Source organism: Mesorhizobium sp. WSM4847 (genome assembly GCF_055811335.1).
In genome coordinates this window covers 1-15,677 of the sequence record NZ_JBVVPY010000036.1, presented here as the reverse complement: position 1 = coordinate 15,677, position 15,677 = coordinate 1, and the positions used below count along the sequence as shown (strand labels likewise).

16 protein-coding genes are annotated in these 15,677 nt (G+C 62.0%); 4 read left to right on the top strand and 12 right to left on the bottom strand.

Annotated features, from left to right (window positions below):
- Positions 1-2 precede the first annotated feature (2 nt).
- Positions 3-935, top strand: a complete 933-nt coding sequence (argC, locus tag AC0L28_RS32040) for an N-acetyl-gamma-glutamyl-phosphate reductase (protein WP_473482384.1) — start codon at positions 3-5, stop codon at positions 933-935.
- A complete protein-coding gene (locus AC0L28_RS32035) occupies positions 936-1,775 on the top strand; it encodes an aminoglycoside phosphotransferase family protein (RefSeq protein ID WP_473482382.1) in 840 nt (279 codons plus the stop codon).
- Here AC0L28_RS32035 and AC0L28_RS32030 read toward each other — a convergent pair.
- Entirely contained in the window at positions 1,765-2,853 is a 1,089-nt protein-coding gene (locus AC0L28_RS32030) for a COX15/CtaA family protein (protein ID WP_128170007.1), read from the bottom strand. The two genes, AC0L28_RS32035 and AC0L28_RS32030, sit on opposite strands and share 11 nt — an antisense overlap.
- A 152-nt stretch (positions 2,854-3,005) precedes the next feature.
- On the opposite strand from AC0L28_RS32030, the gene AC0L28_RS32025 reads away from it, so the two are divergent.
- Positions 3,006-3,224: a DUF2842 domain-containing protein gene (locus tag AC0L28_RS32025; protein ID WP_023798362.1), complete on the top strand. Its 219-nt coding sequence runs from the start codon at positions 3,006-3,008 to the stop codon at positions 3,222-3,224.
- 214 nt (positions 3,225-3,438) lie between these two features.
- Here AC0L28_RS32025 and AC0L28_RS32020 read toward each other — a convergent pair whose 3' ends face one another.
- From AC0L28_RS32020 to AC0L28_RS31975, 10 genes are all read right to left on the bottom strand, one after another.
- A complete protein-coding gene (locus tag AC0L28_RS32020; protein ID WP_023798363.1) occupies positions 3,439-4,590 on the bottom strand; it encodes an adenylate/guanylate cyclase domain-containing protein in 1,152 nt (383 codons plus the stop codon).
- A 13-nt stretch (positions 4,591-4,603) separates the two neighbouring features.
- The gene (locus AC0L28_RS32015) at positions 4,604-4,969 is read right to left on the bottom strand and encodes a response regulator (RefSeq protein WP_023798364.1); all 366 of its coding nucleotides are present in this window, start codon (positions 4,967-4,969) and stop codon (positions 4,604-4,606) included.
- Positions 4,966-7,107 carry an ATP-binding protein gene (locus AC0L28_RS32010; protein WP_473482379.1) on the bottom strand — a complete coding sequence of 714 codons (2,142 nt, stop codon included), beginning with the start codon at positions 7,105-7,107 and terminating at the stop codon, positions 4,966-4,968. Before AC0L28_RS32010 ends, AC0L28_RS32015 begins: the two co-directional genes overlap by 4 nt.
- Complete coding sequence (locus AC0L28_RS32005) at positions 7,040-7,603, bottom strand: SCO family protein (protein WP_287193719.1); 564 nt, start codon at positions 7,601-7,603, stop codon at positions 7,040-7,042. The genes AC0L28_RS32010 and AC0L28_RS32005 overlap by 68 nt, the downstream gene beginning before the upstream one ends.
- Positions 7,604-7,626: 23 nt before the next feature.
- Positions 7,627-8,622, bottom strand: a complete 996-nt coding sequence (locus AC0L28_RS32000; RefSeq protein ID WP_023798367.1) for an ABC transporter substrate-binding protein — start codon at positions 8,620-8,622, stop codon at positions 7,627-7,629.
- A gap of 47 nt (positions 8,623-8,669) precedes the next feature.
- Positions 8,670-9,680: an ABC transporter substrate-binding protein gene (locus AC0L28_RS31995; protein WP_023798368.1), complete on the bottom strand. Its 1,011-nt coding sequence runs from the start codon at positions 9,678-9,680 to the stop codon at positions 8,670-8,672.
- A gap of 44 nt (positions 9,681-9,724) precedes the next feature.
- Positions 9,725-10,732: an ABC transporter substrate-binding protein gene (locus tag AC0L28_RS31990; RefSeq protein WP_023798369.1), complete on the bottom strand. Its 1,008-nt coding sequence runs from the start codon at positions 10,730-10,732 to the stop codon at positions 9,725-9,727.
- A 51-nt stretch (positions 10,733-10,783) separates the two neighbouring features.
- The gene (locus AC0L28_RS31985) at positions 10,784-11,185 is read right to left on the bottom strand and encodes a hypothetical protein (RefSeq protein ID WP_473482376.1); all 402 of its coding nucleotides are present in this window, start codon (positions 11,183-11,185) and stop codon (positions 10,784-10,786) included.
- Positions 11,186-11,232: 47 nt separating this feature from the next.
- Positions 11,233-12,297 carry an ABC transporter substrate-binding protein gene (locus AC0L28_RS31980; protein WP_287254633.1) on the bottom strand — a complete coding sequence of 355 codons (1,065 nt, stop codon included), beginning with the start codon at positions 12,295-12,297 and terminating at the stop codon, positions 11,233-11,235.
- Between the two features lie 437 nt (positions 12,298-12,734).
- The gene (locus AC0L28_RS31975) at positions 12,735-13,790 is read right to left on the bottom strand and encodes a polysaccharide deacetylase family protein (protein ID WP_473482374.1); all 1,056 of its coding nucleotides are present in this window, start codon (positions 13,788-13,790) and stop codon (positions 12,735-12,737) included.
- 91 nt (positions 13,791-13,881) lie between these two features.
- On the opposite strand from AC0L28_RS31975, the gene AC0L28_RS31970 reads away from it, so the two are divergent.
- Complete coding sequence (locus AC0L28_RS31970; RefSeq protein WP_473482372.1) at positions 13,882-15,111, top strand: GNAT family N-acetyltransferase; 1,230 nt, start codon at positions 13,882-13,884, stop codon at positions 15,109-15,111.
- 42 nt (positions 15,112-15,153) lie between these two features.
- Here the strand turns inward: AC0L28_RS31970 and AC0L28_RS31965 are convergent, their stop codons facing one another.
- Positions 15,154-15,525 carry an endonuclease domain-containing protein gene (locus AC0L28_RS31965; RefSeq protein WP_473482370.1) on the bottom strand — a complete coding sequence of 124 codons (372 nt, stop codon included), beginning with the start codon at positions 15,523-15,525 and terminating at the stop codon, positions 15,154-15,156.
- Positions 15,526-15,677: the final 152 nt, after the last annotated feature.

Sequence of the window (15,677 nt, the reverse complement as noted above, 5' to 3'; positions counted from 1 at the left end):
AAATGAAACCGAAAATCTTCATCGACGGCGAGCACGGCACCACCGGTCTCCAGATCAGGGCGCTGCTTGCCGAGCGCGGCGACCTGGAGATCATCTCGATTCCGACCGAGCGCCGCAAGGAACCGGCAGCCAGAGCCGAGTTCCTCAACGCCGCCGATGTCGCGATCCTGTGCCTGCCGGACGCAGCCGCGAAGGAAAGCGTCTCGCTGATCAGCAACGACACGACAAGGGTTATCGACGCCTCGACGGCGCATCGCGTGGCAGAAGGTTGGGAATATGGTTTTGCCGAAATGGACAAGGCTCAGGGTCGCAAGATCGCTTCGGCGAAGCGCGTCACCAATCCAGGCTGCTGGCCGCAAGGGCCGATCGCGACGCTGAGGCCGCTGGTGGCGGCCGGGCTGTTGCCGGCGGATTTTCCGGTCACCGTCAACGGCATTACTGGCTATTCGGGCGGCGGCCGGCCGATGATCGAGGACTATGTCGCCAAGGGCGAGGATGCCTCGGAATTCCTGCCCTACGGGCTGACCCTGCAGCACAAGCATGTGCCGGAGCTCAGGACCTATGCGAACCTGTCACATGACCCGATCATGCAGCCGGCGGTCGGCAATTTCGCGCAAGGCATGATCACCGTGGTGCCGCTGCAGCTCGGCGGCCTCGACTATGTGCCGACCGGCGCCGAGCTTCATGCGGCGATCGCCGACCATTTCGCCGCCATCGATGGCGGCGTGGTCGAGGTGGCGCCCTATGCGCATCTGGAGCGCGTGCCGGAGATCGATCCCGAAGTCTACAATGGCACCAACCGGATGATGCTCCATGTCTTCGCCAACGACGACAGGGCCCAGGCGCTGCTGTTCGCCGTCTACGACAATCTCGGCAAGGGCGCCTCGGGCGCTGCCGTGCAGAACATGGATCTGATGCTCGGCCTCAAGAACTGAATGGACGCGCCGGCATTCCCAGGCCGCTGGAAGGTCGACGCGCCAGAACTGATTGCCGAGACGTTCAGCAGCCGCATCTGGAAAGTTGTTCGCGAGGACGGCTCGCCGGCGATCGTCAAGGCGCTCAAAGCTTTCGACGACGTCGAGGACGAGTTGCGCGGCGAGCATTTCCTCGCCTGGCGGCGCGGCGAAGGCGCGGTACGGCTGCTCGGCCGCGACGGCCACTGCATGCTGCTCGAATATGCCGGTGAAACCTTGCTGTCACAGGTTCTCGCCGAGCAGGGCGACAATGCCGCCACAGCAATCGCGGCCGAAGTGATGGCAAGACTGTTCTCGCCATCCGACCACCCTGCCCCACCAGACCTTCAGCCGTTGCGGGTGCGGTTTTCCAGTCTGTTCAACAAGGCGAAGATCGATCGCGACGCTGGCGAGAAGAGCTTTTACGTCGAAGCGGCTGCGACCGCGGAACGGCTGTTGGCCAATCCTGTCGAGGTGCTGCCGCTGCATGGCGACCTGCATCACGACAACATCATGCTGGGAGCGCGCGGCTGGCTGGCGATCGACCCGAAGGGCGTTCTCGGCGATCCCGGCTTCGACGCGGCGAACATGTTCTACAATCCGCTCGGCCGCGACGAGCTTTGCCGTGATCCCCGGCGGATTGCCGACATGGCCGAGATTTTCGCCAGAACGCTCGGCCAGACGCCGCCAGCCATTCTGGATCACGCCATCGCCTATGGCTGCCTGTCGGCGTCATGGCATCATGAAGACGGCAATGCGGTCGAGGAAAGCCGCGAATTGTCCATTGCCACGGCGATCAGGACGGTGCGGCTCAGCCTCTGACGGCGATCTGGTTGGGCATGGGATAAGCGCCCTTGGTGCCGCGCCAATGCGCTGCGGCAAAGCCCAACAGGACAAGCGCGAAAGCCTGATGCGTCAGCGCCATGTGCAGCGGCACCTGCATCAGCAGCGTGCCGATGCCGATCAGGGCCTGCAGCAGCACCAGCACAAACAGCAGCGTCGCGCGGCGCGCATGGGTGGTGCCGGGCTGGCGCCGGTGCGTGGCGATCATGTGCCAAAGTGCTGCGACGAAAATAGCGTAGGCGCCGAGCCGGTGGATGAACTGGACCGTCTTCGGGCTCTCGAAGAAGTTGCGCCATGCCGGCTCGAGGATCAACAGGTCGCCGGGGATGAGCTTGCCGTCCATCAGCGGCCAGGTGTTGTAGCTCAGGCCGGCATCGAGCCCGGCGACCAGCCCGCCGAAATAGATCTGGATCAGCGCCAGCAGCACCAGAAAGCCGGCCAGACGCTGGGTCGAGCGGTCGGCCGCGGGCTCGGAATGCGGGGCCAATCCACGCGCGACCACCATGGTCGCGGTGAAGATCAGCGCCGCCAGCGTCAGATGCGTCGCCAGCCGGTATTGGCTGACGGAGACGCGGTCGACCAGCCCGGACGCCACCATCCACCAGCCGATCGCGCCCTGCAGGCCGCCGAGAAGAAGAATGCCCAATAATTTCGGACCAAGACCGCGTTCGATGCGGCGCGTCGCCCAGAAAAACACCAGCGGCACGGCGAAAACCACGCCGACACCGCGCGCCAGGATCCGGTGCAACCATTCCCACCAGAAGATCGACTTGAACGCTTCGAGGCTCATGCCCTTGTTGAGCTCGGCATATTGCGGGATCTGCTGGTAGCGCTGGAATTCCTCCTGCCATTCGGCGTCGTTGAGCGGCGGGATGATGCCGTGGATCGGCTTCCATTCGGTGATCGAAAGGCCGGATTCGGTGAGCCTGGTGGCGCCGCCGACCAGCACCAGCACAAACAGCACCAGGAGCACGACGTAGAGCCAGCCGCGCACCAGCGCCCGGTTGCGCAGGTCGCGGTCGCGGGTCACGAAAGGCGCGGCAGCTATGGCAGCCATGGTCTTGTCCCGGCAGGTTGCAGTCGCGGATTGGTGAACCATCGCAATCCAACTGGCAAGACCGGACAGCGCGGCACGCCGTCGCGCCGCTTCTTGGCTGTTGCGTGCCTCTTCCGTTGGGCCTAAGCGATAGGGATCAACCGGATCGCGAAATGCCCATTCGCCTGAAAAAGCTGATCGGAACAATCCTGCTGGTGGCGCTGGTCATCGTCTATGCGCTGGTCGCATCGATCGTGGCGGTTGCGCAACTGGCGGAATCGGGACCGTGGGCGCATTTCCTGTTCTTCCTGCTCAGCGGCATGCTCTGGGTGCTGCCGGCCATGGGCATCATCAAATGGCTGATCCTGGAGCCGCCGCGGCCGAAGAATTGAAGCTCGCTCGCCGCCGCGGTGAAAGCCTGACGCTTGCTACCCGAGGTGTAGGGCAGCTCAGGGTGGTTTTCTGCCTTCCGTGTCGCCGATCGGAACGCGCCGGCGGCACCAATTGTTGTCGTTCGCTTGCTGCCCACGGAACGACCGCTTTCCACCGTTGCGGTCATTCATGCCGACGGCTTGGTCCGCCCGCGGGTCACTCATTGGGCTGCGTTCATAAACTTGACCGGCCAAGCCACCGGACAATTTCGTAAGCCAGCATAGGGCGGCGAAACCCCTTCAGTGTCAGTTCGCCAACTGGAACGGATTCGACCAATGATTCGACGGCGCCAAGAACCCGTTGGCTGACGAGAATCTGGCGAGACTTGGCCTCCTCGCACAATCGGGCCGCATGGTTCGACACAGTGCCGATGACCGCATAGTCCGCGCGCTGATCGAAACCGATCCGCCCGATGGTGGCGTGTCCCCGGGCGATACCGATGCCGAAGCCAAGCAAGTAGTCCCGTTTACGCCATCGCTCTGAATGCTCGTCAATTGCGTCACGCATCGCCGCAGCCATTGAGACAGCCCTCTCGGTGTGATCGGCACAGGGCAGCGGATCGTTGAAAACAACAACGATACCGTCGCCCACGAACCGCTCCAAAGTCCCCTCGTGACGGACGATCTGTTCGCCGAGACAGGAATGGTACTCGCCAAGAACCGTCATTACCTCCTCGGGCTCGGCAGTCTCGGCGAAGGCTGTAAAGCCGCGCAAATCGCAGAAAACGACGGTCACCTCGCGACGATGGCTTTGAAGAAGCGCGTCGCCATTGCCTGCCGCAACGACAAGGTCGGCGACCTGCGCGGGAAGAAACCGTCGGAGCCGGCCCATTCGCTCGATCTCCGTAACCTGCTCCGCCACTGTTTGTTCAAGAGAGCGATTCCATGCAGCCAATTGTGCTGCCTGACCCTCGAGGAGCCGCGTCTGGCTCTCCACGGTGTCGTAAAGCGCCTTCTGGCGTAGCATCGACCGCACGCGCGCCACTAGCGCTCTGTGCTCGAACGGCTTGGTTAGATAGTCGTCGCCGCCGGCATCCAATCCCTCGACTACATCCCGCGTATCGGCTTTTGCGGTGACAAGGATAACCGGGATCGATCGCAGCGAAACGTCTGCCTTGAGCATCCGCACGACGCTTATCCCGTCGAGCTTCGGCATCATGATGTCGAGGAGGATGAGGTCCGGCCTGAGGCTGCGCACCTTCGCAAGCCCCTCTTCGCCGTCGGCTGCTGTTACCACTTCGTAGCCATTCGCCTCGAGGCGCATACGCAGGATTTCGAGGTTTTCCGGGGTATCGTCGACGGCGAGAATGCGAGGCGGATCGTGCAAGGCCCTGTCTCCTCTAGGAAAGCAACTCCCGGATTTTGGCAAGCAGCTGGCGCGGACTGAATGGCTTGGCAATGTAGCCATCGCACCCGGCAGCAAGGGCTTTCGCCTCATCGCCCGACAATGCGTAGGAGGTGACGGCGACTATCGGAATGTGCCGGAGCGCCGGGTCAGCCTTTATGCGGCGGGCAGCTTCATATCCGTCGATCACCGGAAGCTGAATGTCCATCAGGATCAGGTCTGGCTTCTCAGCTGCAGCGGCAGCGACACCGGCAGCACCGTCCGCGGCCTCGATCAGTTCGTATTCGGTGGTGGCGATGAGATCGCGTACGATCTGCCGGTTGTCCTCGGTGTCTTCCACCATCAGGATTCTCTTGCTCATGTTGCCTTCACATCTTCTCCCACCCGGATCGGTATCGTCATGCGGAATGTCGAGCCTGAACCGGGCACGGATTCGACGCCTATGGTTCCACCGTGCATTTCCACGATACGCTTCGAGATCGCTAGGCCGAGGCCCGTGCCACCCTTCTGCCTGGTGCTGCTGCTGTCGACCTGTTGGAATTCGTCGAAGATGAGCGCCTGGTCTGTGGGTGCAATGCCGGGACCCGTGTCGCGCACGATGATCTCAAAGTGCCCGTCGACCGCATCGGCAAGAATGTCGATCGCGCCCCTCTCGGTGAACTTGACGGCATTGCCGGCAAGATTGAGCAGGACTTGGGTCAGGCGGCGTTCGTCCCCGCGACCCAGCGGAAGATTTTCGGCGACGGTCGCAGCGAGCGAAAGCCCTTTTGAACGCGCCAGCGGCTCCACAGCTGTAACGGTCGATCGAACAATTTGCCCAACGGAATAATCCTCGAGCGCCAGCGTGAGCTGGCCCGCTTCGATCTTTGAAAGATCGAGCACGTCGTTGATGAGCCCCAAGAGATGACGGCCGTTTGCTTGCACGCGCGCAATAGTCGTCTTGGCCTTGTCCGGGAGCTCGCCGTAAATCCCGTCGACCAGCAATTCGGTGAAGCCCAGAACTGAATTGAGCGGCGTCCTGAGTTCGTGGCTCATATTCGCGAGGAACTGAGACTTGTGGCGGCTGGCCGTCTCCAGCTCCCGGCCTTTTTCCTCGATCTCGCGGAACAGCTTGGCATTCTGGATTGCGAGCACCGATTGCGCTGCGAACGTCTCCAGCAGATGAATGATTTGCTGGTCGAATTCACCTGGCTTGCGGCGCCTGACGACGAGCGCGCCGACGAGCTTGTTCGGCCTGAGCAGCGGAACCACCAAAACGCTGCGATATCCGGCGTCGAGGACGATCTTCTGAGCGGGAGACGGCGTTCCTTCGCTGAGATCCGGTACCTGGACAGGTGCACAGCGCCGTGCCGCGTCGCCAATTCCGGGATCGTTCAGCCCGATGGCCTGGTCGGAAATCGCGGCGATGAGTTCGTCGCTCATCCCATAGGTTGCGCGCGGGCGAAATTGTTGCCTGGTGCTGCTGAACACATAGATGGTGCCCGCATCCGTGTCCGACAATTGAACCGCCTTCGCAACGATCGTCTGTAGCACCGTGTCGAGATCGAGCGTCGAATTGACCGCCTTGCTGACTTCCCCGAGCGCCTCCAGTTCGCCGACCGAGCGCGCAAGCTCGGCCGTGCGCGCCTGCACCTCTTGATAAAGCCGCCCCAGCTGTTCGGACGTCTGGTTGACATTGCCGGCAAGCACTCCGAGCTCGTCCCGGTTGGTGACGGCAACCTGTTGGGCAAAGTCGCCGGCCGCTATCTGGCGCAGACGCGTCTCAATCTTCTTGACCGGCTCGATCAACGACCAGGAGATGATGTAGCCCAGCCCCAGCGCCAGCAGGATGCTGCCCACCGCAAAGGAGAGCACAATCAGTCGGGAGGTCCCGTACGCCCCCTCGGTCGTTTCGATTGCCGCCACCATGTCGGCTTCGGCCATATTGACCAGTTGATTGGTCAGCCGCTCCAGGCGGTCGGCCGAGGGCATGATCTCAGCCTGCTGAACCGTACGCGCCTCCTCCGTGCGGCCGGCACGGAAGAGCTCCGCGACATGTGTCACGCCGGCCGTAACCCGTTCGTACTCCTGCCGGACTTCGCCGAGTACTTCCGCCTCACTTTCGGCGACGAACTCCATGCGGTCGAGGTCGTAGCCAAACTGATTGAGCTGGCGCAGCGCCGCATCCAGCATCCGGTCGTCCTGAAGCAAAAGTGCGGTCGAGATGCCATAGAGTTGGTTCGTCGTATCGTGCTGCACCTGGCGATAGGCTGCGATCCTGCGCTGCAGCTTGATCAGCTCGGTCGTCTGATCGTTCACCCCACTCAGCACCTGTAACCCGACAGCCCCGAGCACGATCAGCAGCCCGACGATCGACAGGAATGCGATCAGCAGCTTGGTCTGGACGCGCGCCGGCAGCCGCGCAACCCAGCCGACCAGCCGGTTCGTGATTTTATTTGGATTCGTCCAAGAGGCTGAGAAGGTCACCCCGGAACTCCTCCAGGTCGAACCGAACGCCAAGATACTGTACACGCAAGATGCCATCCGGGTCTACGAGTGACGTCAGGAAGGTGTGGTCGACGTCTCCCCCCGTCGTCTTCCTCGCGAAAACGCCATATTTGCGAACCACTTCGCGGATGGCGGCGGGCTCTCCGGTAAGGAACGCCCAGCCCTTGAGATCGGCGCCGAAATTTTCGGCATACTGCCTCAAGACCTCGGGTGTGTCCCGCTCCGGATCGACGGTAATGGAAACGAAAGCGATCTTGTTGCCGAACGCAGATCCCAGCTCGTCCTGAACCCGCACCATCAAGGCGGTCAGGATCGGGCAGGTATCTGTGCAGGAGGCAAAGATGAAGGTGACGGCGACGACCCTACTGCGATAATCGGCAAGCGCTACTGGCCGATTGTCCTGAGAGGTGAGCACGAAGTCGGGCGCGGGGCCGATCACCGGCAACCGTTCGTTGTGCATCGAGTCGTGTGAAAGCCCCTGCGTTGGAAAGACGAGCACGGCCAGCACCAGGACACCCGCCGGCCACGCGCTCACGTCTTCAACTCGCGCTTGATCTCCTCGAGGAAGCGCCAGTCGGTGAATCCGGAGATGACTTCCTTCGGGGTCTTCTTGATCATGCCCAGCTCGTTCAGCCGAAGCGCAAAGAAGCGGACCGAGTCTTCCGGATCGTACTCTCGCCAAAGCCCATAGCGGCTATCGTTCAAAGTCATCAGCACGCACTCGTGCGAGAAACCGAGGGCAGCCATCCGCTGCGCCACCTGTTCAGGCTGCTGGTGACAGATGTCGGTCGCCTTGAGGATGGCACGCAAAGCGCGCTTCGTCGCCACCGGATTAGCCCGCATGAAATCGGCATTGGCGGCAGCCATGCAGCAGAAATAATTCGACCACGGGCGATCATGGGCGATGTTGACGACGACATGACCGACATTTCGCGGGCACGGCTTCTCGGGCCCGAGCGGAAAGCCGATGAATGCATCGACCTCACCGGCGATGAAGAGCTCGGCCTGGCTGACCGACGCGTTCACGACCCAGTTGATGTCGGAGGCAGGTTTGAGCCCGACATAGGCTGCCATCATGCTGACCAGCATATGGTCGGTAGTACCGAAGTCGTTTATGGCTACCCTCTTCCCGCGCAAATCCGCAACACTCTGGATGCTCTGATTGGCACGCAGTTCGTAGCATCCCACCTGGACGCCGGAGAGCACCGTCAATGGCCTTCCAGCGTCCGCCAGGGGCAGGTAGTCGGACCAGGCAGGCATGTCGAAATCGACCTCGCCGTCCGTCAGCATGGCAGCCCCAGTGAGGGGCATCGGCACATACTGAACTTCCCTGAAACCCTCCTCGTGAAGAAACTCCTCGGCCATCACTAGCGGAGCGATACAGGCGGCAGCAGGCATCGCGAGGCGGATAGTGGTCGTCTCGGGTGGCGGCTCGGCCTGGGCTCGCGTCGCGGTGCCGATAAGGCCCGCGGCGCCGACCGCCGCGGCGCCGGCCAGGAAGCGGCGGCGGTTTTGGATGATTTGCATGGGGCTCTCCTTCCCTTGGAAAACGGCACTGCATGCGGGCCACGCCCTTACATCTTCAACTCGCGCTTCAGCTCGTCAAGGAAGCGCCAGTCCGTGCCTGCGGCGATGATCCTCTGCGGATTTGACTTGATCATGCCCGTCTCCTGCATGCGGAGCGCGAAGAAGCGGATTGACGCTTCGGCATCGTAGTCCCGCCAAGTGTCGTACCGGGTGTCGCTCAGCGTTTGCAGCGCGTAGTCATAACTGGGCAGGAAACCTCGATCGACTAGCTGACTGGCACTCCATGACGGATCGGACGCGCAAAGATCGGCGCCCTTCAAGATGGCCCGCAGCACACGCTTGGTTGCCACCGGGTACCTGTTCACATAATCGTCAGTGCCGGAAACCATGCAGCAGAAATGCTGCGACCAGGGGCGGTCGAGGGTCGTGTTGAGGATCGTGTGGCCAATCTTCTTGGCGCGCAGTTTCTGCGGCTGCGGCGGCGTGAAGAGGTACGCGTCGAACTTTCCTTCGGCGAAGCTCTTCGCCGGATCGCCTTGCTCGATGACCCACTCGATATCGTTGACGGGATCGAGCCCGACATAGGCGGCCATCAGGGCAACATAGACGTATGACGGCGTATCGAAGGTCTTCGTGCCCACCCGTTTGCCGCGCAGGTCCGTGATGTCTTTGATCCTGTCGTTGGCGATCAGTTCGAGGCATCCGGAATGCAGTCCGGTAAGGACCTTGATCGGCACGCCGGCCTCGATCGAGGCGATATGGATCGGCGCGTAGTTCACACTGAAATCCGTCTCGCCGCGCGCAATCCACTTCCACTGGTCGACGCTCTTGTCGCCTTGCACATAACGGACGTCGGTGAAGCCCTCCGCGCGCAGCAGCTCTCCGGCGATATACAAGCCGGCCCAGCAGTAGGCGCCATCGATCCACCGCGGCAAGCGGACGGAGGTCGTTTCCGGGGGTGGCTCGGCCCATGCCTGTGTCGCGGTCCCGATGAGCCCCGCGGCGCTGGCTGCAGCCGCGCCCGCCAAGAAGCGACGGCGGTTCTGGATGATTTGCATGGTGCTCTCCTTCCCTGGAAAGGCACTGAGTGCCCGCCCCCCGCTCACGTCTTCAGCTCACGTTTCACCTCGTTGAGGAAGCGCCAGTCCGTTCCGTTGGCGATAATCTGGTGGGGGCTCGTCTTGATCATGCCGGCCTCATGCAGGCGCAAGGCGTAAAACCGTACGGTGTCCTCGGGCTCGTATTCGCGCCACTTGCCATAAGGCACTTCATTCATCGTCTGCAGGGCATAGTCATAGTTGGCGGTGAACCCGTTATCGACGATCTGTTGCGCGACGCGCTGCGGCTCTGCGACGCAGAGGTCTGCCGCCTTGAGAATGGCGCGCAAGACGCGCTTGGTGGCGACAGGGTTGTTCCGAACGAACTCCGCATTGCCAGCCAACAAGCAGCAGAAGTACTGCGACCATGGACGGTCCACAGCGCTATTGACGATGACGTGACCGATTTTGCGGTCGCGCAACTCCTGCGGATCGGGTGGAAGGCCAAGGAATGCATCGATTTTGCCCTCAACAAAGAGCTCCTTTGGCTTGATGGATGGACTGGCAACCCAGTTGATGTCCCTCACAGGGTCAAGCCCGACATAAGTGGCCATACTTGCCAAGAACAGGTGGGGCCCTGATCCTATACTTGGCACGCCTACGGTCCTGCCCTTCAGGTCTGTGATGCGGTGGATCCCTTCGCTCCCGAAGAGCTCGAAGCATCCCGTGTGCACGCCGGAAACCACCGTGATCGGTATTCCAAGATCCATCGGCACGATGAGATTTCCCGCGTAGTTCAGGCTAAAATCCACCTCGCCTGCTGCAATACTCTTCGTCGTTGCGTCACCTAGCTCAACTGCAACATAGCGAACTTCGGTAAAGCCCTCTGCGTGCAGCAACTCCTTGGCGGCGTACTGTGGCGCCATGCAGATGGCAGGGAGTTTTGCGAGCCGGACCGTGGTCGTTTCGAGACCGCCCTCTTCGGCACGTGAATTTCGGGTGCCGACAACTCCGGCGACTCCTGCCGCCGCCATATTGGCCAAGAAGCGGCGTCTGCTTTGGACCTTCTGCATGGATATCTCCATCGTTAGCTTCGGCCAACGGGCAGTCGAGTCATCCGCGGGTCAAATCTGATGTCGGACTGAATCATTGAACGCGCATCCACTCGGCCGCCCCTTCAGTTGGACGCTGTTGTTGGAGCGAGTTGCTGTGCCGGCATCGATTGCGATGACGATGGCACTGGCGAACTCAAACCCGAAATCCGCTTCGCCGTTTGTCATTTTCATCGGCGTATTGACGCCCGCATCCACGTCCACATAGGTGAGGCCGGTAAAGCCGTCGGCGCGCAACAGTTCCTCGGCGAGGTAGAGAGGTGCGTTGCAGGTGGCGGGGGTATGGGTGAAGCGGACGGTGGTCGTATCGAGCAGGGCATTCTCGGCGGATGAATTGCGACCGCCGGCAAGTCCAACGGCGCCGATTGCACTCATACCGGCTAAGAAGCGGCGGCGGTTCTGGATGACCTGCATTTGGACGCTCCCTTCCGTGGATACGGCACTGCGTGCCGGCCACACGCTCACAGTTTCAGCTCGTGCTTCAACTCGTCGAGGAAGCGCCAGTCTGTTCCCTGGGCGATAATCTGTTGCGGGCTCGACTTGATCATGCCCGTCTCCTGCATTCGCAGCGCATAGAAGCGGACCGAATCCTCGGAATCGTAACCTCGCCACCTGTCGTGCTGGGCCTCTTTCAGCGTTATCAGAGCGAGGTCATAGCTGGGCAGAAAGCCTCGATCGACGAGTTCGCGCGCAGCCGATGCCGGATCCGACGCGCAGAAATCGATGGACTTCAGGATGGCGCGCAATATGCGCTTGGTCGCAGCAGGGTACTTGTCCACGTAATCAGTCCTGCCGGCGACCATGCAGCAGTAATATTGTGACCAGGGCCGGTCGACGGCGTTGCTGATGATCGTGTGGCCGATCTTCTTCGCGCGCAGGCCGGGCAACTCGGTGATGCCGGCGAGGAAGGCGTCGACCTTGCCTTCGATGAAATCCTGCATCGGAGAGATGCCCAACACCCATTCGATCTCGTGAACGGGATCAAGCCCAACATAGTTGATCATCAAGCTGAGAAAGACATGCGGGTGGTCGTTGAACGCCCAAATCCCGACCCGTTTGCCCTTTAGGTCGGCAATGCCGTTGACGCTGTCATTGCCCCGCAGTTCCCAGCAGCCTGTGTGCACGCCGGTCAGGATTTTGATACTTGCCCCTGATTCGATGCTCCGGATGTGCATCGACGGCATGTTGAAATCGAAATCCGTGACGCCGGCGGTAAGCCACTCGGTGTTGTCGACGTTGGTGTCGCCTTGCACGTAGCGGACATCGGTCAATCCGTCGGCGCGCATCAACTCGCCCGCGAGATAGAGCGACGCCCAGCAATAGGAGCCATCGATCCACCGCCCCAGACGGACGGAAGTCGTTTCCGGCGGTGGCTCCCCCGCAGCTTTGGATGGACGAATGTTGAAGAGTTGGGCTCCGCCGGCCGCCGTCAAGCCGGCCAGGAACGTGCGGCGATTTTGAATGATCTGCATGGGATCGCTCCCTCTCCCGAACTGCAAACGACAATTCCGGTCGGAACCGAGCAAAAAGAGGTTCCGGCAGAGGCAGATAGTCTCGTGGGCGCGCCGAACAGCTGCAGGTTGGAGCGCGCCTAATCTGATGCGGGAGTCTTGCGCTCTCAGTCGCCGGCCCCGTGAGGTCCCAGCCAGCGATACGCAACTATACTCCCGATTGGCGCGCGTAGCGAGGGTAAAGCTCACTCAGCCTCAAACGATTATCCTTTACGCTGCCGCAGCTCCGCCAGACTAGCCCATCTGTCAGCCTACCGGTCGCGACCTCGCGCTGGCACAGTCTCTTCTTGCAAAGAGACCTTCGACAATAGGGCGTTGAACGTCCGCCCTGATAGTCGATTCAGACCTTGGGCGGACGGTTCGGGAATGACCGCCTTGGGTCACGACGTTCCCTTGACCTCCCATCAGGGATGGTCCGCAAAGGGTTTGCGGTCCACCGGAGTGTCTCACCACTAGATGGTGACGAGCATCTTTCCGGCGTTGGCCAGCGGCGTCGTCACGCCCGACAGCATCGTGCGGATATGGGCAACGCTCTGATAGCGACCGTTGACCGAAATACGCGGCAGCGCGTGCAGGAAACCGGCATGTTCGGCGCGCAGCACGCCGTGGCGTGTCGTCACCGCCGAGACATAGCCGGCGTCGCGGGCAAAGCCGACTTCGCGGTCACCAACGGCGCTGGCATAGCCATAGGGATAGGCGAAATGGCGCGGCGCCTTGCCAAGCTCGGCCTGCAATATGCCCCTGACGTCATCGACCTCGTGCCGAGCATCGGCTTCGGAAAGCCGCTTCAGATTGCGATGATTGACGGTGTGCGCGCCGATCGTCACCAGCGGATGCCCTGCCATGGCGCGGATCTCGTCCCAGTTCATCAACATGCTCTGGCGCGCGCCCAACTCGATACCGTTCGACCGCGCCAATTCGCGCAGCACCGCGCGCTGGTCCTCCTCGCGGACCTCCAGCGTCAGATAATCGTGCAGGCGCGCAAAGGCCTGGATTTTCTTGCCCGGGGTCGAGCAGTCGATCGTCACCGGACCGTTCGCTGTCGTCAAAACCAGCCGGTTGCGCGCGCTGACGATCTCCTCGACCACCTCCCACCATAGATCGGCGGCGCCGTTTATCAGCCCCGGCGCGACATAGATGGTGATCGGCGCGCCGTGCTTTTCCAGCACCGGCAGCGCCTCGGTCTTGTTGTCGCGATAGGCGTCGTCGGCGGTGATCGCCGCGAACTGGCCACCCTTGCCGCCGGCCTTGATGCGCTCGATCGCCTCGTCCAGGGTGACGAATGCATAGCCGTGCGCCTTCATGTCGGCGATGACAGCGTCGAGGAACTCAGGCGCGATGTTGAGATGCCGGTTGACGCTATCAGGCTTTTCCGGCGTGGCGGTGACCCGATGCAGCATCAGGATGGCGCCGATGCCGCCGACAAACGGCTTGGCCAGCGGGGCAAGACCGGTGTAGCGCACGACATTGAGCGCCAACTTCCGGATTGCCTCACCCCCGTCGATCATTTCATTCACCTTTTGCGCCTAGGCTTATCCAAGCACGAAATGCGCCTATGCGCGCCCCAATCGCGGTGAATACGCCCTAAAGGATTGAGGTATGGTTGACGCCACCGCGTCATTTGACGGCAATCGGCTCGAGGCCATGCAGGCGGCGCCGCGCGCGTTGCCTGCGGATCATGCCGGCCTGTCGGTGTCGGTCGCCGACGGTGCGGCACTTGCGGCCTATGCCGAGTTCTGCGGTTCGGCGCTGTTCGCGCCGGCGCAGAGCCCGGCCTGGATCCTGAACTGGGCCAGACATGCCGAAGCGGACACCGTCTTGGCGACGCTGAGCGGCGACGGCCGGCCGGTTTTTTGGTTGGCGCTGGAAGTCACCAGCCGTGGTCCGTTACGCGTCGCCCGTTTCATGGGCGGCCGCCATGCCAACGGCAATTTCGCCGCCGCCGACCCGTCCTGGCTGACCAAGGCGGATGCTGCGGCAATCCGCTCGATGCTGGCGGCGATCGCCAGGGCACGGCCGGACATCGACCTCGTCGCGCTGGAACGGCTGCTGCCCGATCTCGACGGCATTGCCAATCCGCTTCTATCCCTCCCGCATTTTCCCAGCCCCAACCTGTCGCTGGCCGTAGACCTGGCGGGAGGTTTTGATGCGCTGCTCTCGCGCGCGAGCGGCAAGCGCAGGCGCAAGAGGCACCGCTCGCAGGCGCGCAAGTTTGGGGCCGTCGGCAGCCACCGCCGCATCGAGGCCCGGACGGCGGACGAGGTGAACAGGCTGCTCGATGCGTTTTTCGAGATGAAGGAGTTCCGCTTCCGCAAGATGGGCATCGCCAACGTCTTCGGCGAGCCACAGGTTCGCGCTTTCTTCCGCGCCTTGTTCGTCGAAGCGCTTTCCGACGAAAAGCCGTCCTTCGTGCTGCATGGGCTCGAAGTCGCCGGCAAGCTTCGCGCCGTCACCGGATCGAGCCGCTCGGGAAAACGCCTGATCTGCGAATTCGGAGCGATCGCCGACGACGACCTTGCCCATGCCAGCCCCGGCGACTTCCTGTTCTTCGACAACATCGAGGAAGCCTGCGAGAGCGGGTTCGATCTCTATGATTTCTCGGTCGGCGACGAACCCTACAAGCGGCTGTGGTGCGATATCGAGACCCGGCATTTCGAGGTCCTGATTCCGCTGACGGCAAAAGGCCGCGCGCTGGTGTTTGTCCTGCGGCAGGGCGCGCGCCTGAAAGCCTTCGTCAAGAACAGCCCTACGATCTGGAAGCTGACCAAGATGCTGCGCCGCAAGACGGCCGGACAGGCTGTGCCAGCAACGGGCGAAGACGACAGCTGAACGCTGCCGAGATTCCGTGACGTAAGTGATTTGGCTCCCCTATTACCGCCACGGCTGCAAACTCTGGTCGCCGACATAAGCGATGATGGTATCGCAGACGGCGTTCAAATCGCGCAGCACGTCGTCGTTCCAGAAGCGCAGCACACGAAAGCTCCTCGCCTTCAATTCGGCGTCTCGCTCCCGATCATAGTTTGAATCCGCATGCTGGCTGCCGTCGATCTCGACGATCAGCCTGGCCTCGGCGCAAACGAAATCGGCGATGAATCTGCCGATAGGAACCTGACGCCGGAATTTGATGCGGTCGAGCCTGCGTCCGCGCAGTTCGTGCCACAGGCGGTCCTCCGCCTCCGTTGACTCACGGCGCATCGAGCGGGCGAAACGACGTTTGGTCGGAGCGACGGGCTGATGCGGCATCGGGCGAGATTACCCGGCCTTGGCACGCGTCCAGCACCATCGTCACGCAAATCGCTGACGTTCGCGATTGGCTCCCCCTTCTCCCCTTGTGGGAGAAGGTGGCCGAGCGAAGCTCGGTCGGATGAGGGGTGTTCCAGCCTGGCACCGACGGC

What these genes read in the sequence shown, in the direction of transcription:
- argC (WP_473482384.1), top strand. Translation starts at nt 3, where the DNA reads ATGAAACCGAAAATCTTCATCGACGGCGAGCACGGCACCACCGGTCTC.
- AC0L28_RS32035 (WP_473482382.1), top strand. Translation starts at nt 936, where the DNA reads ATGGACGCGCCGGCATTCCCAGGCCGCTGGAAGGTCGACGCGCCAGAA.
- AC0L28_RS32030 (WP_128170007.1), bottom strand. Translation starts at nt 2,853, where the DNA reads ATGGCTGCCATAGCTGCCGCGCCTTTCGTGACCCGCGACCGCGACCTG.
- AC0L28_RS32025 (WP_023798362.1), top strand. Translation starts at nt 3,006, where the DNA reads ATGCCCATTCGCCTGAAAAAGCTGATCGGAACAATCCTGCTGGTGGCG.
- AC0L28_RS32015 (WP_023798364.1), bottom strand. Translation starts at nt 4,969, where the DNA reads ATGAGCAAGAGAATCCTGATGGTGGAAGACACCGAGGACAACCGGCAG.
- AC0L28_RS32000 (WP_023798367.1), bottom strand. Translation starts at nt 8,622, where the DNA reads ATGCAAATCATCCAAAACCGCCGCCGCTTCCTGGCCGGCGCCGCGGCG.
- AC0L28_RS31995 (WP_023798368.1), bottom strand. Translation starts at nt 9,680, where the DNA reads ATGCAAATCATCCAGAACCGCCGTCGCTTCTTGGCGGGCGCGGCTGCA.
- AC0L28_RS31990 (WP_023798369.1), bottom strand. Translation starts at nt 10,732, where the DNA reads ATGCAGAAGGTCCAAAGCAGACGCCGCTTCTTGGCCAATATGGCGGCG.
- AC0L28_RS31985 (WP_473482376.1), bottom strand. Translation starts at nt 11,185, where the DNA reads ATGCAGGTCATCCAGAACCGCCGCCGCTTCTTAGCCGGTATGAGTGCA.
- AC0L28_RS31975 (WP_473482374.1), bottom strand. Translation starts at nt 13,790, where the DNA reads ATGATCGACGGGGGTGAGGCAATCCGGAAGTTGGCGCTCAATGTCGTG.
- AC0L28_RS31970 (WP_473482372.1), top strand. Translation starts at nt 13,882, where the DNA reads ATGGTTGACGCCACCGCGTCATTTGACGGCAATCGGCTCGAGGCCATG.
- AC0L28_RS31965 (WP_473482370.1), bottom strand. Translation starts at nt 15,525, where the DNA reads ATGCCGCATCAGCCCGTCGCTCCGACCAAACGTCGTTTCGCCCGCTCG.